General features: G+C 56.3%; 18 protein-coding genes. 11 read left to right on the forward strand and 7 right to left on the reverse strand.

Features of this window, described 5'->3' with window-relative positions; genetic code table 11:
• Window positions 1-14: 14 nt before the first annotated feature.
• The 3 genes from ABNS66_RS10565 to ABNS66_RS10575 are packed head-to-tail and all read right to left on the reverse strand — an operon-like array spanning window position 15 to window position 1,795.
• Complete coding sequence (locus ABNS66_RS10565; RefSeq protein WP_286836927.1) at window positions 15-1,040, reverse strand: DUF3080 family protein; 1,026 nt, start codon at window positions 1,038-1,040, stop codon at window positions 15-17.
• Window positions 1,041-1,060: 20 nt separating this feature from the next.
• Window positions 1,061-1,639 (reverse strand): hypothetical protein, encoded by a 579-nt coding sequence (locus ABNS66_RS10570; protein ID WP_286836925.1) that lies wholly within the window; start codon window positions 1,637-1,639, stop codon window positions 1,061-1,063.
• A 12-nt stretch (window positions 1,640-1,651) separates the two neighbouring features.
• Complete coding sequence (locus ABNS66_RS10575; protein WP_204997037.1) at window positions 1,652-1,795, reverse strand: hypothetical protein; 144 nt, start codon at window positions 1,793-1,795, stop codon at window positions 1,652-1,654.
• A gap of 104 nt (window positions 1,796-1,899) precedes the next feature.
• Here ABNS66_RS10575 and ABNS66_RS10580 point away from each other — a divergent pair, with 104 nt between their 5' ends.
• From ABNS66_RS10580 to ABNS66_RS10590, 3 genes are all read left to right on the forward strand, one after another.
• A complete protein-coding gene (locus ABNS66_RS10580) occupies window positions 1,900-3,285 on the forward strand; it encodes an exonuclease domain-containing protein (protein ID WP_286836923.1) in 1,386 nt (461 codons plus the stop codon).
• Window positions 3,286-3,383: 98 nt separating this feature from the next.
• Window positions 3,384-4,559, forward strand: coding sequence for an alanine--glyoxylate aminotransferase family protein (locus ABNS66_RS10585; RefSeq protein WP_286694879.1), 1,176 nt, complete (start codon window positions 3,384-3,386; stop codon window positions 4,557-4,559).
• 84 nt (window positions 4,560-4,643) lie between these two features.
• Window positions 4,644-5,489, forward strand: a complete 846-nt coding sequence (locus tag ABNS66_RS10590; RefSeq protein ID WP_286694880.1) for an HDOD domain-containing protein — start codon at window positions 4,644-4,646, stop codon at window positions 5,487-5,489.
• Between the two features lie 12 nt (window positions 5,490-5,501).
• Here the strand turns inward: ABNS66_RS10590 and ABNS66_RS10595 are convergent, their stop codons facing one another.
• Genes ABNS66_RS10595 through ABNS66_RS10610 form a run of 4 tightly spaced genes read right to left on the reverse strand, consistent with a single transcriptional unit; the run spans window position 5,502 to window position 8,989 of the window.
• Window positions 5,502-6,266, reverse strand: coding sequence for a YciK family oxidoreductase (locus ABNS66_RS10595; protein ID WP_027872811.1), 765 nt, complete (start codon window positions 6,264-6,266; stop codon window positions 5,502-5,504).
• A gap of 11 nt (window positions 6,267-6,277) precedes the next feature.
• On the reverse strand, window positions 6,278-6,940 hold the full coding sequence (locus ABNS66_RS10600) for an HAD family hydrolase (RefSeq protein ID WP_286836922.1): 663 nt from the start codon (window positions 6,938-6,940) through the stop codon (window positions 6,278-6,280).
• Entirely contained in the window at window positions 6,940-7,659 is a 720-nt protein-coding gene (ubiG, locus tag ABNS66_RS10605; protein WP_286836921.1) for a bifunctional 2-polyprenyl-6-hydroxyphenol methylase/3-demethylubiquinol 3-O-methyltransferase UbiG, read from the reverse strand. The genes ABNS66_RS10600 and ubiG overlap by 1 nt, the downstream gene beginning before the upstream one ends.
• A 1-nt stretch (window position 7,660) precedes the next feature.
• Window positions 7,661-8,989, reverse strand: coding sequence for a TRZ/ATZ family hydrolase (locus ABNS66_RS10610; protein WP_286836920.1), 1,329 nt, complete (start codon window positions 8,987-8,989; stop codon window positions 7,661-7,663).
• 242 nt (window positions 8,990-9,231) lie between these two features.
• On the opposite strand from ABNS66_RS10610, the gene gyrA reads away from it, so the two are divergent.
• The 8 genes from gyrA to ABNS66_RS10650 all read left to right on the forward strand — a co-directional run.
• A complete protein-coding gene (gene gyrA, locus ABNS66_RS10615; protein WP_286836919.1) occupies window positions 9,232-11,862 on the forward strand; it encodes a DNA gyrase subunit A in 2,631 nt (876 codons plus the stop codon).
• 44 nt (window positions 11,863-11,906) lie between these two features.
• Window positions 11,907-12,986 carry a 3-phosphoserine/phosphohydroxythreonine transaminase gene (gene serC, locus ABNS66_RS10620; RefSeq protein WP_286836917.1) on the forward strand — a complete coding sequence of 360 codons (1,080 nt, stop codon included), beginning with the start codon at window positions 11,907-11,909 and terminating at the stop codon, window positions 12,984-12,986.
• 4 nt (window positions 12,987-12,990) lie between these two features.
• The gene (pheA, locus tag ABNS66_RS10625; protein ID WP_286836916.1) at window positions 12,991-14,136 is read left to right on the forward strand and encodes a prephenate dehydratase; all 1,146 of its coding nucleotides are present in this window, start codon (window positions 12,991-12,993) and stop codon (window positions 14,134-14,136) included.
• A 31-nt stretch (window positions 14,137-14,167) separates the two neighbouring features.
• Complete coding sequence (gene hisC, locus ABNS66_RS10630) at window positions 14,168-15,274, forward strand: histidinol-phosphate transaminase (protein ID WP_286836914.1); 1,107 nt, start codon at window positions 14,168-14,170, stop codon at window positions 15,272-15,274.
• Window positions 15,271-16,167: a prephenate dehydrogenase/arogenate dehydrogenase family protein gene (locus ABNS66_RS10635; RefSeq protein WP_027872804.1), complete on the forward strand. Its 897-nt coding sequence runs from the start codon at window positions 15,271-15,273 to the stop codon at window positions 16,165-16,167. Before hisC ends, ABNS66_RS10635 begins: the two co-directional genes overlap by 4 nt.
• A gap of 21 nt (window positions 16,168-16,188) precedes the next feature.
• On the forward strand, window positions 16,189-17,490 hold the full coding sequence (aroA, locus tag ABNS66_RS10640; RefSeq protein ID WP_286836912.1) for a 3-phosphoshikimate 1-carboxyvinyltransferase: 1,302 nt from the start codon (window positions 16,189-16,191) through the stop codon (window positions 17,488-17,490).
• Window positions 17,487-18,170, forward strand: coding sequence for a (d)CMP kinase (gene cmk / locus ABNS66_RS10645; protein WP_286694890.1), 684 nt, complete (start codon window positions 17,487-17,489; stop codon window positions 18,168-18,170). Before aroA ends, cmk begins: the two co-directional genes overlap by 4 nt.
• A gap of 140 nt (window positions 18,171-18,310) precedes the next feature.
• The coding region (locus tag ABNS66_RS10650) for a S1 RNA-binding domain-containing protein (protein WP_348655319.1) at window positions 18,311-18,946 on the forward strand (636 nt) is incomplete at its 3' end.

Consider the following 18,946-nt stretch of genomic DNA (forward strand, 5'->3'; position numbering starts at 1 on the left):
CGTTATGCGGGCGGCTAGTCGCTTGCAGAAAGCCCACATTGGTTAAGGAGTTGCGAGCTTAGCGAAACATGCTCACGGTGGCTGGCCGTCACCGCCTTGAGCAGCGCGTCGCGCTCGGTTTGCCACTGACGGTAGGCGGCGGGCAGGGCGGTGCCGCCAAGATGTTCGGCTAGCGTGGTCTCGATGGCCCGCGTTGCCGTTAGCAGCGCGTTCTGATGTCGATAGCTCTGCGCTGCGAGCACTTGAATCGAGCCGATAAACTGCCTGTGCAGCACCGCGGCGTAGCGCTGAGCGCGCGGCGTCGGTGAGCTTTGCAAGCACAGTGGTCGCCCATCAATACGCTGCTGAAGGAGTGCATTGGCCTGTTGCAGGCCGGCCAGTGCCTGGGCTTGGAAGTGCAGCATTTCACCGCCGAGCCCGGCGCGTAGCGTTCCCAGTATGGCGACAACGTCGGTGTGCGCGTCGAAGCCTTGCCCGCTCAACCATTGCTGTTGCAGCTGCTGCCAGCGCTGCAAAGCGCGAGTGGCCTGATCCTGAGTCGCATCGGGGTAAGCCTGGCGCTGGTCTGGTGAGCTGCTCCATAGTTGGCGGTATTCACCGCCGCCGAGCAGTGCGTTGGCAAGCCGGTGGGCGAGTTGCTGCTGTTTGTGATCTCTCACCGCTGCCAGGGTGTTGGCGAGGTCGTTATCGTCTTCCGATTTCAGATAGGCAATGCAGGGTTCTACCTCGTCGAGAAATCGCAAGCTAAACACCAGGTCGGTGGCGCTATCGCGGTGTCGACCCAAAATACTATTCTGTTCAGCTAGCGTTTGCGACAGTGCGCAGCGGCGTAAACGCAGAAACTCCAGCAGGTTGATGTCGTCGCCATTGATCGGCAGCTTTACCGATGCCGGGTGAGGGTAGCGAGGGCGACTAACGCTAAGCGCCTCAGCCTCTCGCTCAAGCACTCGCTGTAATCCGTCAATATAGCGCTGCCATGCGGCGGCATGGGGATCGTCGTGGCTGCTGCATGCGGCGGCAATAGAAAAGGTCGCGGCCACGAGGCCGCGAAGGACCGCCCTCATTGATCCAAAATGGCGGTGACGGCATTGACGAGTTCCTCAGAAAGCGGCGTCACGGCCGACGGGAAGGTTTGGCCAATACCGGTTCGCGGGTCAAATACAGTCTTGAAGAAGTTCCAGCTTGGCGAGATTCCACTACTGTCCTGCGCGAGCGCTAGCAGCGGGTGGGGCGAATCGCAGCGTATACAACCGCGATGGAAAACAGGGAAACTCACACCAAAATTTGCGTGGCAGACTTTCGCTGTGCGTTTGCTGTCTGAATATTCCTGATTACCGAAGTCTGCTGTTGGTACACCGAGCACAAGTAGCCCTTGGTCTTTGAAGCGCTGGTATAGCGCTTCCAGACCCTTAAATTGAGGTGTGTAGCCGCACAAACTGGCGGTATTGACGATGACGACCGCCTTTGCAGAACGAAGCGTATCGCAAAGTTGCAATGTGCCCGCTTCGAGTGTTGCCAATTCGCTGTTCAAGCTGGCCGGGCATTGCCAATGTTCCTCTGCGGAGGGCTTGGCCTGCACCGCTAGGCTGCCCAGCAGCAGTACGATGGTAGTGAGAAGTCTCCCTGGGCAGGCAAGCATATCGCGCGCTCCTTAAAATTCTGCATCTTCGTCGATGCTGCGATGGCAGTTCTTCGCTGCAGTCTGCGACTTGATTGGCACCGGTACAACCGCGGGCTTAACCGGCTGGGCCGCTTGCCACAATCGGATAAAATAGTCGCATAATCTATTAATCATTGTGTACCTCTTTGCTATCGGTTTGCGAGTTGTTACGTAGAGGTGTACGGAAGTTAGTGTAATTGCGATGTAAGGTGGCGCCGCCGATCACCGTGGGGAGGGTTATGCTGTCAAACATGCGCCTGGCCATGCTGGACCTGGAAACAACGGGTGCGTCTGCTTCGCGTGATGAAATCACCGAGATTGCGGTGATTATTCGCGACGCTGAAGAGCAAGATGCCTGGCAATCGCTGCTGCGTGTTGATCGCGACATTCCCTCTTTTATCCAGCGACTCACTGGCATTACGCCCGAGATGCTGGTCGATGCGCCCAGCTTTGAGTCGCTGGCGCCCCAGCTGATGGAATACCTTGAGGGGGCTGTGCTGGTAGCCCACAACGCGCGCTTTGATGCTGCATTCCTTAAACAGGCATTTCGACGCTTGGGTTTTGACTACAAACCCAAAGTGCTTTGCTCATTGAAGCTGGCCCGCAGTTTGTACCCAGATTGGCCGAAGCATGGTTTGGATGCGTTGTGCAGCCAAATTGGCTACGAGCGGGACTGTCGCCATCGCGCGATGGCAGATGTGCTTGCCATGAAGGCATTTTTAGAATTTGCGATCGCCGACCTGGGGGAGGAGCGGGTGACGGCGGAAGTGCACGCTCAGTTAAAAATACCGTCCCTGCCTGTGCATATCACCGCTGAAATGCTGGATGAGATCCCTGATCGGCCAGGTGTGTACCGCTTCTTTGGCGAAAATGACGCGCTGCTGTATGTGGGGAAAAGTATCGCTATGCGCAGCCGGGTGTTATCGCACTTTAGTGCGGGCGGCCGTCAAGGCAAGGCCATGCGCATGGCTCAGCAATTGCGCCGCATTGAGTGTAGCGAGACAGCAGGTGAACTGGGGGCATTGCTTCAGGAAAGTGCAGAGATAAAAACGACAATGCCGCTGCACAACCGCCAGCTGCGCCGCCAGCGTGAGCTCTGTGCTGCGAGCCTGCAGCCAGACGAGGATGGTTATATCGGCCTGCAGTTTTTAGCCGCAGATCAGCCGTTACCAGAGACGGAATTCTGTCTTTTTAAGCACCGCAAGCAGGCGCAGCAGTTGCTTCGTGACTTTGTCAAAAGCGATGGCTTGTGCCCACAGCGCCTGGGCTTGGAGCGAGGCGGCAGCTGCTTTTCATACCAGCTGGGCCACTGCGCTGGCGCCTGCTGTGGCGAGCAATCGCCAGAGCAATACAATGCGCTGCTTAAAAAGAAGCTTGCCCTGCGTTGTGTGGAGAGTTGGCCCTACGACGGCCCCGTACTTATTGTTGAGCCGAGTAGCGATGATAGTCGTGTCGACTGGCATCTGGTTGATCGCTGGCGTTATTTCGGTACTTTCACCGATTGCCGCCCGGAGAGCGATGACTGCGAACAACGCGTGCTCGCGGCTCAGCCCTTTGACTACGATCACTACCGCATTTTGCAGTCTTTTCGTCAGCGTTTGACATGGCAGTCGCTAAAGCCGTGAAGCGCGTGCGCGGATGCCCTACAATAGCGCCATGTTTTTGCCTTGGTCGCCCCGCTGGGGTGCCCCTGAATTTTTGACTGACTTTGAAAAGGCCGATTATGAGCATTTCTTCTTTCCACCCTCCTGTGCGCACGTTGATGGGGCCGGGGCCCTCAGACGTTCACCCACGCATTCTTGAGGCACTTGGCCGCCCAACCCTGGGGCATCTTGATCCATTATTCGTCGGAATGATGGACGAGCTGAAGAGCCTGCTTAAATACGCTTTTAACACCGAAAACGAATTAACCTTGCCGATTTCCGCTCCGGGTTCTGCCGGTATGGAGGCGTGTTTTGTTAACTTGGTAGAGCCAGGTGATACCGTTATCGTTTGTATCAACGGTGTATTTGGTACCCGCATGCGCGAGAACGTGACCCGCATCGGCGCAACGGCGGTAACCGTTGACGGCGAGTGGGGGAAGCCTGTTGATCCGGCCCAGCTCGAAGAAGCGCTGAAAGCGCATCCCGAAGCAAAAGTCGTGGCATTTGTTCACGCGGAAACGTCTACTGGCGCCCTGAGTGATGCCAAAACACTTTGTGCCCTGGCGCGTCAGTATGACTGCCTGAGTATTGTCGATGCGGTTACCTCTCTCGGCGGCGTGGAATTGCGCGTTGACGACTGGGGAATCGACGCCATCTATTCCGGCAGCCAGAAGTGCCTGTCGTGTACGCCAGGTTTGTCCCCAGTCAGTTTTAGTGACGCTGCCATTGCGGCCATCAAGGCTCGCAAGCACCCCGTGCAGAGCTGGTTCCTGGATATGAACCTGATTCTGGGTTACTGGGGAGAAGGCGGTAAGCGCGCCTATCACCACACGGCGCCTGTCAATGCGCTGTATGGCCTGCACGAGTCATTGGTCATGCTGCAGGAAGAGGGGCTGGAGAACGCGTGGGCTCGCCACCGCCGCATGCACAATGCACTCGCTGCGGGCTTGGAGAGTCTCGGTATGCGTTTTGTTGTGGATGCCGACAGCCGCTTGCCGCAGCTGAACAGCGTGTACATCCCAGAAGGGGTGGATGATGCGGCTGTGCGTCAGCAATTGCTCGCCGACCACAACCTGGAGATCGGCGCCGGGCTGGGTGACTTTGCAGGCAAAGTATGGCGAATTGGCCTGATGGGCTACAGCGCACGGATGGAGAACATCGAACTGCTGCTGGCGTCATTGGCCGAGGCCATGCAAGCCCAGGGTTACGACTGTGACGCCCAGGCAGCGCTCGCGGCAGCACGCGCGCAGGCCTAAATTCGTCTCGGTTTATGCCGATAGTGCTCAACACAGATTCTGCTAGGCTTGAGGTGAAAAAATCGGTCTACAGGAGTTTGTCGCTTGAGCACTAGCGGACAATTTATCGAACAAATTCGCGCAGATCTGCTCCGCGCCATCGAAGACGATGCGGTAAGCCTGCCTACGCTTCCCGAGGTCGCGCTGGAAATTCGTGAAGCGGCCAGTGACCCAGACGTTGAGATTCCGATCCTGGCGGCGATCATCGAGCATGACAGCTCCATCGCCGCGCGTCTTATCCGGGTTGCGAATAGCTCATTGCTAAGGGGCCTTGAGCCCACCTACGATGTGAAGGGTGCGATTTCGCGAATCGGTCTGGCCTATACCTCGACCATGGTTACGACCCTGGCGATGCAGCAAATCTTCCTGTCGAACAAAGATGCATTGAACAAGCGGATGCGCGCAGTGTGGGTGCACAGCGCAGATGTTGCCGCCATTTGCCATACCCTGGCGAAAACACAGCGTCACCTGAAACCAGAACTTGCCACGCTTGCCGGTGTGATCCACCAGATTGGTGCATTGCCTATTCTTTCCTACGCCGTGGGGCGGGGGGTGATCCGTGACCATCCGCAGTTGCTCGACCAGGTGTTGATTGCGCTGACACCGGAATTGGGGCGGGTCATTCTTGAGTCGTGGGGCTTTCCCGACGAGCTGGTGATTGTCCCCGAGGCGCACCTGGATTTTAGCCGTCACTTGGAGCGGCCCGACTACGCTGACCTCGTCACGGTTGCCAATTTGCACACCTACGCCGGTACAGAGCACCCCTTTGGTCAAGTTGAATGGGCGGGCGTTGCCGCCTTTGAGCGCTTGGGACTACCGGTCAATCCCGGTGAGATGGACGAGAGCTACCAACAGCAGATCGAGCAAATGCAGGACCTGCTTAGGGCTTAATGCTACCTTGGCCTAGTCTTTTGGCTGGGCGTCGAATTGTTGCCCGTTCACCTCGCGGCTGTCGTCGCTCATCAAATAGAGATAGAGCGGCATAATGGCCTCGGGGGAGGGGTTATCGGTCGGGTTTTCACCGGGATAGGCGCTGCGGCGCATTTCGGTGTTCGTGGCCCCTGGGTTAATACTATTCACCCGAGTACCATTTAAGTCGTATTCCTCGTCGGCAAGAATTTGCATCATCGCTTCGGTGGCAAATTTTGAAACCGAGTACGCGCCCCAGAAAGCGCGCCCTTTCCGTCCCACGCTCGATGAGGTAAACACCAGCGATCCATTTTTCGATGCTGCGAGTACGGGTAGCAATGCTTGCGTCATCATAAACTGCGCGTTCACGTTGACCTGCATAACTTCTTCCCAGCTGTCCAGCGTGGTTTGGGCAAGTGAGCGCCGCTGGCCGAGAATGCTGGCATTGTGAAGCAGGCCATCGAGGCGGCCGAACTCCCGCTCTATGGTGTCGGCCAACTCCTGGTAGTCGTGTGCAGCGGCGCCCCGCAGGTGCATGGGGTAAATAGCGGCTTGTGGCGCCGACATGGCTTCGATTTCGTCGTACACCGCTTCGAGTTTTTCTATGGTTCTGCCAAGCAAGATGACCGTGGCGCCGTGCTTTGCAAAACTCAGTGCTGCCGCGCGCCCGATGCCGTCGCCGGCACCTGTGACCAAAATAACTTTATCTTTCAAACACTCTGCATCGGCAGTGAAATTTACAGGTAGGCGTTGTGGCACGGATTGTCCTCTTAGGCTTGCAGTTGCTGAAGGGCATCATCAAGTTGTTGGGCGTGGTCGATAATAATATCGGCCTTCCAGTCGCTAATATCCTCTCCCAAAGGGACATAGCCATAGCGACAGGCGATCGTTTTCATGCCGGCATTGCGTCCCGCATCAATATCGCGGCGGTGGTCGCCGACATAGATGGCTTCTGAGGGACGAATACCGAGGTGCTTACAGGCCAGGTACATCGGCTCTGGATGAGGTTTGCGGTTGCTCACATCGTCCGGGCAAATTGCGGTCGCACAGCGACTGGTCAAGGCCAGCTGTTTCAGTAGCGGCGTGGTAAAGCGCGCGGGCTTGTTGGTAACAATGCCCCAGGCGATGCCTCGGCTCTCTAATTTTTGGAGCTGGCCCTCCATGCCGGGAAAAAGGCTGGTTTCCTCTGACAGCGAGGCCTCATAGCGGTCTAGAAAGGCGTTCAGAAGTGGTGCAAAAGCCGGGTCTTCTGGCTCGAGCCCAAAGCCCAGTCGTACCACCGCGCGCGCGCCTTCAGAGACGCAGCACCGCACTGAATTGTAGTCTTGCAACGGTCGCTGATGCTCGGCTAACAGGCCGTTGAGAACGCGGGTAAAATCGGCCGCGGTGTCGAGCAGGGTGCCATCGAGGTCAAATAAAACGGCTTTTAGCATTACAGCGGCTTCTTAACGTGAATCATATAGTTCACATCGACATCGTTTTCATTCAGGCGATAGCGCTTGAACAGCGGGTTGTAGGTCAGCCCGGTCATGTGCTGTAGCTGAAGATCATTTTCTCTCAGCCAGTCGGCCAGTTCAGAGGGCCGTATGAACTTGCTGTATTCATGGGTGCCCTTGGGGAGCAGCCCGAGAATATACTCAGCGCCGACAATGCTGAGCGCAAAGGCTTTGGGGTTGCGGTTTATGGTTGAAAAATAGAGGTTGCCACCGGGTTTGCATAATTTGGCGCAGGCGCGAATGACCGATGCTGGGTTCGGCACGTGTTCAAGCATTTCCAAGCAGGTGACGATGTCGTAGTGGCCGGCCTGGTCTTCGGCGATTTCTTCTGCGGTGGCCTGGAAGTATTCAACCTTGGCGCCCGACTCCAGTTGATGTAAGCGCGCAACGCTCAGCGGCGCCTCACCCATATCGATACCGGTGACTTTGGCGCCACGCAAGGCCATTGACTCCGAGAGGATGCCGCCGCCGCAGCCGATGTCTATCACGCGCTGCTCTGCGAGCGGCGAGCGTTCATCAATGTAGTTTACCCGCAGCGGGTTGATGTCGTGCAGTGGCTTAAACTCACTGTTGCGGTCCCACCAGCGATGAGCCAGTTCCTCGAACTTGGCGATTTCTGATGGATCGACATTGCTGTGTTGTGATGATGCTTGCATGCTACTCTCCACTGATTTTTTGCCGCCAGTGCTGCGCTTTTTCGATAACTTCGCGGCTGTCCAGCGTGGTTAGTTCGCCATTATCCAGCATACGTCGGCCTTTGATCCAGCTGTGGCGCACGCAATGGCTAATATTGGTGTACACCAGTTGCGAAACGGGTGTGTAAATGGGTTGCTGTGGCAGGTCGGTCAGGTCGATTGCGATCACATCGGCGTGTTTGCCGAGTTCCAGGCTGCCGGTAATGTGGTCGATGCCCAGTGCGCGGGCGCCGTTGATAGTGGCCATTTGCAGAGCGTAGTGGTCCGGCACTGCAGCGGCATCTGCGGCGACCGCTTTACCAAGCAGGGCGGCGGTGCGCAATTCGCCGAACATGTCCAGGTCGTTGTTGCTGGCCGCGCCATCGGTGCCGAGGGCGACATTAATGCCGGCATTGCGCATTTTTTCCACCGGCGAAAAGCCACTGGCTAACTTGAGGTTGGACTCGGGGCAATGAATCGCGTGGCTGCGGTGCTCGGCTAGCAGGGCGATATCGTCATCGTTGAGGCAGGCGAGGTGCACACACTGGCTGCGCGGCCCCAATAGACCCAATTTGGCCAGCCTTTCGATAGGTCTCAGGCCGGTTTGTTTGAGTGCGTCGTCAACCTCGTGCTGTGTTTCATGGAGGTGGATCTGTATAGCGCAGTCGAGTTCTTCGGCAAACATCACCACCTTGCTCATCGCCTCATCACCGACGGTGTAGGGGGCATGGGGGCCAAAGGCAATGTTGATAAGGTCGCTGTGCTTGTAGTCGTCGCGCAAGGCCAAACCCTTGCGAAAATACTCGTCGGGGCCGCTACCCCAGGCGCTGGGGAAGTCGAAGATGGGAAAGCACAGTTGCGCGCGTATTCCGGCGCGCCGTGCGACTTCGGCGGCGGCTTCAGGAAAAAAGTACATGTCGCTAAACGTGGTTGTCCCGCCGCGTAGCATCTCGGCAATTGCCAGTGCCGTTCCGTCACGAACAAATTCCTCGCCCACCCATTGGCCTTCGGCCGGCCATATATGCTCGTTGAGCCACTGCTGAAGGGGTTGGTCATCCGCCATGCCGCGAAACAGGCTCATGGCGGTGTGGCCATGAGCATTAATGAGGCCGGGCATCAGCAGCTGGTCGCCGAGCGCAATGTGTTCATGTGCGGAAAGGCCACGTGCCTCGGCCTCTGGGAGAATGCCGCTGATGCAGCCGTCGGTAATAGCCAGTGCGTGGTTTTCAAGCAGAGGGCAGCCTTCACTCATGGGTAATATCCAGCGAGCGGAGATCAGGGTGTCAATGCGGTCGAGGGCGGCACGGCTCATGGTGTAAGACATTCCTAGCGTGAAAGCGGCAAGTATACCTGTTCCTGTGTGCAGTTGTGACGATAAGGCGCTGATATTCGGCCTTTATACGCTGTCTATGCGTACTTGGAATATGCTAATATTCTCGCTTTGTTTTCCGCTTGGCCACCGCCAGATTGGTTGGGCGGCAGGGCAGTAAAAACGCGCATTGGGCGGCGCTACTGCCGCTCAACGGTCGCTGACAATAAGGATGCTTGCTATTCATGGCTGACAATGCAAATGAAATTCTGCCGGTAAACATCGAGGATGAGCTGAAACAGTCCTACCTCGACTATGCAATGAGCGTAATTGTTGGGCGAGCACTGCCCGATGTGCGCGACGGGCTCAAGCCGGTGCACCGCCGGGTGCTGTTCGCGATGAGTGAACTCAACAACGACTGGAACAAAGCGTATAAGAAATCTGCTCGTGTCGTTGGTGATGTGATTGGTAAGTATCACCCCCATGGCGATTCAGCGGTCTACGACACGATAGTCCGCATGGCACAGCCATTTTCCATGCGGTACATGTTGGTAGATGGTCAGGGTAACTTCGGCTCGATTGACGGTGATAACGCGGCTGCAATGCGTTACACCGAGATTCGCATGCAGAAAATCTCCCATGAGATGCTTGCCGACCTCGATAAAGAGACCGTCGACTGGGTACCTAACTACGACGGCACCGAACAAATCCCTGCCGTATTGCCCACAAAAATTCCCAGCCTGTTGGTCAATGGTTCCTCGGGTATCGCCGTTGGTATGGCGACGAATATCCCCCCCCACAACCTGACTGAAGTGGTTAACGGCTGTTTGGCACTGTTGGACAACCCCGACATCTCGATTGATGAGTTGATGGAGCATATTCCAGGGCCGGACTTCCCAACGGCGGCGATCATTAACGGTCGAGCCGGCATTGTAGACGCTTACCGAACCGGTCGTGGTCGGATTTATGTGCGCTCTCGCGCTGAAGTAATCAGCAATGAAAAAACCAACAAAGACACCATCGTCATCACCGAGCTGCCCTACCAAGTCAACAAGGCGCGCTTGATCGAGAAAATTGCCGAGCTGGTAAAAGACAAAAAAATTGAAGGTATCGCCGAGCTGCGCGACGAGTCTGACAAAGACGGCCTGCGCGTTGTGATTGAAATGAAGCGCGGCGAAAGCGGTGAGGTGGTGCTGAATAATCTGTATGCACAAACGCAGCTGCAGAATGTTTTTGGCATCAATATTGTCGCCTTGGTGGACAATCAGCCGCGCATTCTCAACCTCAAGGAGTTGCTGGAGTACTTTGTTCGCCACCGCCGTGAGGTGGTAACGCGGCGCACTGTGTACTTGCTGCGCAAAGCGCGTGAGCGCGGTCATGTATTGGAAGGTCTTGCGGTAGCGATCTCGAATATCGACGAGGTGATTGCCACGATCAAGGCGTCGGCGACGACGCAAGAAGCCAAAGAAAACCTGATCTCCCGCGGTTGGGCGCTCGGTGAAGTAAGTGCCATGCTCGAGCGAGCCGGCGAAGATGCCTGCCGCCCCGATGAGCTGGAAGAGCAGTACGGCGTTCGCGATGGCAACTATTGGCTGTCGCCGGCGCAGGTTCAAGCCATCCTTGAGCTGCGTCTGCAAAAACTCACCGGGCTTGAGCATGAAAAACTGTTGGCCGAGTACCAGGAAAAGCTGGCAGAAATTGCCGAGTATTTGAGTATTTTGGCCGATCCGCAGGTGCTGCTGAACGTTATTCGCGGCGAGTTAGAGCAAGTTGTTGCGGATTTTGGCGATGATCGCCGCACCGAAATTGTTGCCTCTCAGCTCGATTTAACCCACGAAGATCTGATCCCTGAAGAAGACCGTGTGGTGACCATCTCCCACGGCGGTTATGCCAAGTCGCAGCCGCTTGATGCCTACGCGGCGCAGCGTCGCGGCGGGATGGGTAAGTCGGCGACGGCGGTAAAAGAAGAGGACTTTGTCGAGCACCTATTGGTGGCCAATACCCACGACACTATCTTGTGCTTCAGTAATATCGGCAAAGTGTATTGGTTGAAGGTCTACCAAATTCCGGTTGCAGGCCGCAATTCCCGCGGGCGCCCGATGGTCAATCTGTTGCCACTGGGTGAGGATGAGCGCATTACCTCTATCCTCCCGGTTCACGAGTATACCGAGGGCTACTTTATCTTCATGGCGACCGCCAACGGCACCGTAAAGAAAACGCCTCTAGAGGCCTTTTCCCGCCCGCGTAGCGTTGGTTTGATCGCGCTAGCGCTGGATGAAGGGGATGTGCTGATTGGCACTGAGATCACCGACGGCAGCAACGATGTCATGTTGCTGACCAGCGGCGGTAAAGCGGCGCGCTTTGCTGAGGGCGACGTACGGGCCATGGGTCGTACCGCGCGCGGTGTGCGCGGCGTGCGTATGGACGAGGACCAGCAGGTCATCGCGATGATCATTCCCAAGGCCGGTGGGCGGGTGCTGACGGTGTCAGAAAACGGTTACGGTAAGCGGACCGATGTAGAGGATTTCCCCTGTAAAGGCCGAGGAAATCGCGGCGTTATCGCCATGACGATGAGCGACCGCAACGGGGCACTGGTTGGCGCCGTACAGGTATTTGATGGTGATGATCTGATGCTGATCACCGACCAGGGAACCTTGGTGCGTACCCGCACCGACGAGATCTCCTTGCTCAGTCGTAATACTCAGGGCGTGAAGGTGATTCGTTTGCGTGACGACGAGCATTTAGTCGGCGTACAGCGTGTCGCAGAGCAAGACGTGGACGATGTCGTTGACGATGTTGAACTCAGTGCTGAGGCGCCAGCTGGTGAGACCCCTGCTGCTGATGACGCCGACAACAACAGTCCGGCTGCCGAATAAAGCGGATTACACATTTTTTAAACATGGTTGGAGCGAAGTAAACAATGGCGCGTGTTTATAATTTTTGCGCAGGACCTGCGGCAATTCCCGAGGCAGTGTTGAGCCAGGCGAAGGATGAATTGCTGGATTGGAGAGGCCGCGGCTTATCGGTGATGGAAATGAGTCACCGTTCAGAAGAAATGGTCTCTATTGCCAGTGAAGCAGAAGCAGATTTGCGTGAACTGATGGGCATCGGCGACGACTATGCGGTGTTATTCCTGCAAGGTGGCGCCAGCTCACAGTTTTCAGCAGTGCCGCTGAACCTTTGCGAAGAGGGTGCCACGGTTGACTATGTGAACACCGGGCAGTGGTCTAAAAAAGCCATTAAAGAAGCCAAGCGTTATGCCAACGTAAATGTTGTTGCCAGCTCAGAGGCTAATAATTTTGCCAGCATTCCTGCTTTCGACAGTTGGCAGCTCAGCGACGACGCGGCATACCTGCATTACACCCCGAACGAAACCATTGGCGGTGTCGAATTCTTCTGGACGCCTGAGGTGCAAGCACCGCTGGTTGCGGATATGTCATCGACCATCCTGTCTCGTCCCATTGATGTGAATCAGTTTGGTGTTATCTATGCCGGGGCGCAAAAGAACATCGGTCCGGCAGGCCTGACCATTGTGATTGTGCGCAAAGATTTACTCGGTAAGTCACGTGCGATCACGCCAACCATGCTGGATTACCAAACTGCCGCCGATAACGACTCCATGTACAACACGCCGCCTACGCTGGCGTGGTACTTGTCGGGCCTGGTCTTTAAATGGCTCAAGGCACAGGGTGGCTTGGAAGCAATGGAAGCGGTGAATCGCCGCAAGGCCGAAAAGCTCTATGGCTATATCGATGGCAGCGGCTTCTACAGTAACCCCGTTGAAGTGGCGAGTCGCTCGTTGATGAACGTGCCTTTTGTGCTGGCGGATAGTGGCCTCGATAAAGCGTTCCTGGCCGGTGCAGATGACGCTGGCTTGCTGAACCTGAAGGGCCACCGCTCGGTCGGCGGTATGCGTGCGAGCATCTACAATGCTGTGCCCGAGGCCGCAGTTGATGCATTGATCGATTACATGAAAGATTTCGCCAGAGAGAACGGCTAAGGTCATGACGAAGCCCGAAGATAAGCCGGTTGATCTGAACTCATTGCGTCAAGACATCGACAGCATCGACAGTCAAATTCACGCCTTACTCAATCGACGAGCACGGTGCGCGCAACAAGTCGCCGAAGTAAAGCAGCGTGAGTTTGAGGCCGCGAAGCAGTTTGAGTCAGACAAGGGCAGCAGCAGTGCCCAGCAGCTACTGTTTTATCGGCCCGAGCGCGAGGCGCAGGTGTTGGCGCGGGTTAAGGAAGCAAATCAGGGGCCGCTGGCGGACGATACGGTTGCCTATATCTTTCGGGAGATTATGTCGGCCTGTTTGGCCTTAGAAAAACCCATGGAAGTGGCCTATCTGGGGCCGGAAGGCACGTTCACCCAAGCGGCGGCGCTCAAGCACTTCGGCCATGCGGTAATTAGCGTCCCCCAGGCGACCATTGACGGTGTGTTTTCACAGGTGGAATCCGGGCAGTGCCATTACGGCGTTGTCCCTGTGGAAAACTCGACTGAGGGGATGGTGTCTCATACCCTCGACGCCTTCATGAATTCGCCGTTGAAGATTTGTGGTGAAGTGGAACTGCGGGTTCGGCTCAATTTGTTGGTCGGTGAAGGTGGCAGCGAACAAGCGATTACGCGAATTTGTGCGCACCAGCAGGCATTGGCACAAAGCCGTCGCTGGCTGGATGCAAATTTCCCGAATGTTGAACGGGTCGCGGTCAGCAGCAATGGCGAAGCCGCAAGAATGGCTGCGGAGCAAAAGGGCATTGCTGCGATAGCTGGCGACCTGGCGGCGCAACAATACGGCCTGAGCAAGCTGGCGGTGAATATTGAAGATCAGCCTGACAACACCACGCGGTTCTTGGTGATTGGCAAGGAAGATGTGTCTGCCAGCGGCCGGGATAAAACGTCGATTGTGGTGTCTGCCCACAACCGCCCCGGAGCCCTGTTCAAACTGCTCGAACCCTTCGAGCAGGCTAATGTCATGTTAACCCGCATCGACACCCGCCCGTCGCGGACGGAGACCTGGACTTACGTCTTTTTTATCGAGTTTGAAGGCCATCAGAATGACCCGAAAGTGGCCGATATTCTCGATACCATCGCCCAGCAAACGGTGATGTGTAAAATTCTTGGCTCATACCCCAAGGCGGCTTTGTAAGCCTTGGCAGTCGATTTACAGAGGCACTAGCATGACCTGCGATTTTATTGCCCAGGCCAACGAAGGTATTCAGGGTTTACAGCCCTATCAGCCTGGCAAGCCGATAGAGGAATTGGAGCGCGAGCTCGGTCTGAGCGACGTAGTAAAGTTGGCCAGCAACGAAAACCCGCTCGGTGCGCCTGGCTCGGCGCTGTCTGCCTATGCCGCGGCGGCAGCACAGCTCCACCTTTATCCGGATGCCGGCGGTTTTGCCTTAAAGTCGCTGCTGGCGGAGTCCCTCGGTGTGGAGTCCGCGCAGCTGACCCTGGGCAACGGTTCAAATGACGTGTTGGACCTGCTCGGCAGAGTATTTCTGGATGCCGAGAGCAGCGCTGTGTTTTCGCAGTATGCCTTTATTGTGTACCCCATTGCGGTGCAGGCGGCTGGTGCCCAAGCGCGAATTGCGCCTGCCAAAGACTGGGGGCACGACCTTGACGCGATGGCGGCGTTGATCGATAACACAACGCGGCTGGTTTTTATCGCCAATCCGAATAATCCGACAGGCACTTGGCTTGATGAGCAAGCCCTGCGCGGGTTTATGGCAGCGGTTCCCGAGAACGTTGTGGTGGTGTTGGATGAAGCCTACTGCGAATACGTGGATGAAGCGGCGTACCCAGATAGCATTGCGATGCTGGCGGACTACCCAAATTTGGTTGTCACTCGGACGTTTTCAAAGGCCTACGGGCTGGCCGGATTGCGGGTAGGTTATGCAATGAGTCACCCCGATATTGCCGATTTACTGAACCGTGTGCGCGCACCCTTCAATGTTAGTGTGCCGGCAATGGCAGCCGCAGCCGCTGCTTACCGCGATCACGAGTATCTGCAGCAAAGCCGCCAGGTAAACACCGCGGGACGAGAGCAGCTTGTTGCCGCTTTTGATGAACTCGGCCTGCCTTATATTCCTTCGGTGGGTAATTTCATTACCGTGGAAATGCCCAGCGATGCTATGCCGTACTACCAGGCCTTGCTTGAGAAGGGCGTGATTGTGCGTCCGATTGGTGTTTACGGTATGCCGAGGCACTTGCGGGTGTCGATCGGCCTAGAGCAAGAAAATCAGCGCTTTATTAGTGCCCTGAAAGAGGTGTTGGCTCCGGCGTGAAGATTGGCAAGTTAACCATTATTGGCCTTGGCTTAATGGGCGGCTCGTTGGCCAAGGCATTGAAGGCCAAGGGCGTTGTCGAACATGTTTGGGCAACAGGGCGGCGCGCTGCCTCATTAGAGCGCGGCTTGGCCTTGGGTGTGATTGATCACTGGACGCTGGATTTAGCCGAGGCGGTTCACGATGCCGATGTGGTGCTGATTGCTACACCTACGCTGGTTGCCGAGCAAGTGATGGCCGACCTCGCGCCGCTGCTCAGCGAGCGCACCATTGTCACTGATGTGGCCAGTGTGAAAGGAAATATTCTTCGCGCGGCGGAGTCAGTGTTCGGTGAGCTGCCGGCGCGTTTCGTATTGGCTCACCCGATTGCCGGGTCTGAGCAAAGCGGCGTAGAGGCGGCAAAGACGGATCTCTTTGTCGATCATCGGGTGATTCTCACGCCGCTGGACAGTAATGATGCTGATGCCGTCGCGACAGTTCGCGAAATGTGGCAACACGCCGGGGCAGAAGTTGTCGATATGGCGGTTGATGAGCACGACGCCGTGCTGGCGGCGACCAGTCATTTGCCTCACGTATTGGCCTACACCCTGGTTGACGCGCTGGCTGCCAGTGGCAGCGCCGCCGATATCTTCCGTTTCGCCGCCGGGGGATTTCGCGACTTTACGCGCATCGCCTCCAGCGACCCAACGATGTGGCACGATATTGTATTGGCGAACCGCCAAGCGATTCTTAACGGTCTGGATACCTTTGCCGATCATTTGACCGAGGTTCGCCAGCTTATTGCGGACTCGGATGGCCCCGCGATTAAACAAGTCTTTAGTCGCGCCAAACAGGCGCGAGATGAGCACTTTCTCGGGCAGTACATGGTCGGGCGCAAGCAAACTAAATCTTAACGTACAGCAGAGACAATACTTGTGGAATTTCTAGCTCAACCCGGTGGTACGGTGAACGGTACCGTTCGGGTTCCTGGTGATAAATCGATCTCCCATCGCTCCATTATGTTCGGTGCTATCGCCGACGGCACAACCACCGTTGAAGGCTTTCTTGAGGGTGAAGATGCGCTGTCGACGTTGAAGGCCTTTCAAGCGATGGGTGTCGAGATAGAGGGGCCTGATGCCGGTCGCGTGACGATCCACGGTGTCGGCCGAGACGGCCTTCAGGCGCCAGCGGGCGAACTGTATATGGGTAATTCCGGTACCTCCATGCGCCTATTGGCGGGCCTGCTGGCGGGGCAACCGTTTGACGTGACGATGACCGGCGATGTGTCGTTAAGTAAACGACCGATGGAGCGTGTGGCGGCGCCGCTGCGTGAAATGGGTGCGGTGGTTGAAACCGCAGAAGGCGGGCGTCCGCCCTTAACCCTGCGCGGTGGCCAACAGCTTAAGGCGATAGACTATGTGTTGCCTATGGCCAGCGCCCAGGTGAAATCCTGCGTCTTGCTTGCCGGTATGTATGCCGAGGGCGAAACGCGCACCACCGAGCCTGCGCCAACCCGTGATCACAGCGAGCGTATGCTGAAAGGCTTTGGTTATCCGGTGGCAGTCAACGGTGCCACGGCAACGTTGAGCGGGGGGCATCGCTTGAAGGCGGTACATATAGATGTGCCTGCCGATATCTCCTCTGCGGCCTTTTTTATGGTGGCGGCCAGTATTGCTCCCGGTGCAGATTTAACGCTGCAGCATGTGGGTATTAACCCTACCCGCGTCGGTATTATTAATATTCTGCGGGAAATGGGCGGCGACATTACCCTGAGCAATGAGCGCGAGGTAGGCGGTGAGCCGGTTGCCGATATACGTGTTCGCTACGCACCGCTCAAGGGCATCGACATTCCTGAAGAGCAAGTGCCTTTAGCCATCGATGAATTCCCCGTGCTGTTTGTCGCCGCGGCCTGCGCCGAGGGGCGTACCGTGCTGCGTGGCGCGGAAGAGTTGCGGGTAAAGGAGAGTGACCGCATTCAAGTCATGGCCGATGGCTTGGTCTCTTTGGGTGTGAATGCGGAGGCGACGCCTGACGGCATCATTATCGATGGCGGTCCGATAGGCGGTGGCCGCGTGAATAGCCATCACGATCACCGCATTGCTATGTCGTTCTCTGTCGCTGCGCTGCGAGCAAGCGATACCATTCATATCGAAGACTGCGACAACGTCGCTACCTCCTTCCCCAACTTTGTTGAGTTGGCGACGCAAGTCGGTATGCGGATTGAGGTGTGCAAATGACCCTTCCCGTGATTTGTATTGATGGCCCCAGTGGTTCGGGCAAAGGCACGCTCTGTCAGATGCTGGCACTCAAGTTGGGCTGGCATTTACTCGACAGTGGCGCGTTGTATCGCCTGGTGGGGATGGCGGCTGATAAACATCAATTGGATTTTTCCGATGAACAGGCGGTGGCGGCTTTGGCGGCGGATTTAGATGTTGCTTTCTTGCCTGGCCAAGCCGGTGAGCCGAGTCGAGTGATGCTAGAGGGTGTGGATGTCAGCGGTGAGCTTCGTACTGAAACCACTGGACTGCTGGCGTCGAAGGTTGCGGTGCTGCCCGCTGTTCGACAGGCATTGCTGCAGCGCCAGCGTGACTTTGTGCAAGCGCCAGGCCTGGTTGCCGATGGCCGTGATATGGGAACCGTTGTTTTCCCGGACTCACCATTGAAGGTGTTTCTCACTGCCAGTGCCGAGGAGCGCGCACGTCGTCGCTACAAGCAGTTGAAAGACAAGGGCGATAGTGTTAACCTCGCGACCCTTTTAAAAGAGATCCAAGAGCGTGATCGGCGTGACTCTGAGCGCGAGCATTCACCGCTTAAGCCAGCGGACGATGCGGTGCTGATAGACAGCAGCTCACTGGGGATCGAGCAAGTTTTTGAGCGGGTACTCACGGAAGTGAGTGCGCGTTTTTCTGCGTGTTGAGCGCAGTAGTTGTTTCTAAGGGTGTTTCCGGCGGTGTTAAAGCCAGCTAGTCGTCGGAAGGACTTTAAAAAACTGACCCGCGTTAGCTGGTAATGCGGCGATATGGTGGTTATACCACTGCTAATTTCAGGTAATGACTAATGAGCGAAAGCTTTGCTGAACTGTTTGAAGAAAGTTTAAAAACGATCGATATGAAGCCCGGTTCTATCGTAACCGGCGTAGTTATCGATATCGACAGCGACTGGGTAACCGTACACGCTGGTCTGAAGTCAGAAGGGGTTATCCCTCGCGATCAATTCGTTGCTGAAGGCGGCGATTTCTCTCTGCAAATTGGCGACGAGGTGCAGGTTGCACTGGAGTCTGTTGAAGATGGTTTCGGTGAAACCCGTCTGTCTCGCGAGAAAGCAAAGCGCGCCGAAGCATGGACCGCACTGGAAGCTGCCTACGAGGCGGAAGAAACAGTAACCGGTATCATTAACGGCAAAGTAAAAGGTGGTTTCACCGTCGACATCAACAGCATCCGCGCGTTCCTGCCCGGCTCATTGGTTGATGTACGCCCCGTGCGCGACACCGCTCACCTGGAAGGCAAAGAACTCGAATTTAAAGTGATCAAGCTGGACCAGAAGCGCAACAACGTTGTTGTTTCTCGTCGTGCGGTTCTGGAAAGTGTTAACAGCGAAGAGCGCGAAGCACTGCTGGAATCTCTGCAAGAAGGCATGGTTGTTAAAGGTATCGTTAAGAACCTGACCGACTACGGTGCATTCGTAGATCTGGGC

The organism is uncultured Spongiibacter sp. (genome assembly GCF_964011655.1).
GTDB lineage: Bacteria > Pseudomonadota > Gammaproteobacteria > Pseudomonadales > Spongiibacteraceae > Spongiibacter > Spongiibacter marinus.

Excerpts from the sequence above, each read along its gene's own strand:
- ABNS66_RS10570 (WP_286836925.1), bottom strand. The coding sequence starts at position 1,639 with ATGCTTGCCTGCCCAGGGAGACTTCTCACTACCATCGTACTGCTGCTG.
- ABNS66_RS10575 (WP_204997037.1), bottom strand. The coding sequence starts at position 1,795 with ATGATTAATAGATTATGCGACTATTTTATCCGATTGTGGCAAGCGGCC.
- ABNS66_RS10580 (WP_286836923.1), top strand. The coding sequence starts at position 1,900 with ATGCTGTCAAACATGCGCCTGGCCATGCTGGACCTGGAAACAACGGGT.
- ABNS66_RS10585 (WP_286694879.1), top strand. The coding sequence starts at position 3,384 with ATGAGCATTTCTTCTTTCCACCCTCCTGTGCGCACGTTGATGGGGCCG.
- ABNS66_RS10600 (WP_286836922.1), bottom strand. The coding sequence starts at position 6,940 with ATGCTAAAAGCCGTTTTATTTGACCTCGATGGCACCCTGCTCGACACC.
- ubiG (WP_286836921.1), bottom strand. The coding sequence starts at position 7,659 with ATGCAAGCATCATCACAACACAGCAATGTCGATCCATCAGAAATCGCC.
- ABNS66_RS10610 (WP_286836920.1), bottom strand. The coding sequence starts at position 8,989 with ATGAGCCGTGCCGCCCTCGACCGCATTGACACCCTGATCTCCGCTCGC.
- gyrA (WP_286836919.1), top strand. The coding sequence starts at position 9,232 with ATGGCTGACAATGCAAATGAAATTCTGCCGGTAAACATCGAGGATGAG.
- serC (WP_286836917.1), top strand. The coding sequence starts at position 11,907 with ATGGCGCGTGTTTATAATTTTTGCGCAGGACCTGCGGCAATTCCCGAG.
- pheA (WP_286836916.1), top strand. The coding sequence starts at position 12,991 with ATGACGAAGCCCGAAGATAAGCCGGTTGATCTGAACTCATTGCGTCAA.
- hisC (WP_286836914.1), top strand. The coding sequence starts at position 14,168 with ATGACCTGCGATTTTATTGCCCAGGCCAACGAAGGTATTCAGGGTTTA.
- cmk (WP_286694890.1), top strand. The coding sequence starts at position 17,487 with ATGACCCTTCCCGTGATTTGTATTGATGGCCCCAGTGGTTCGGGCAAA.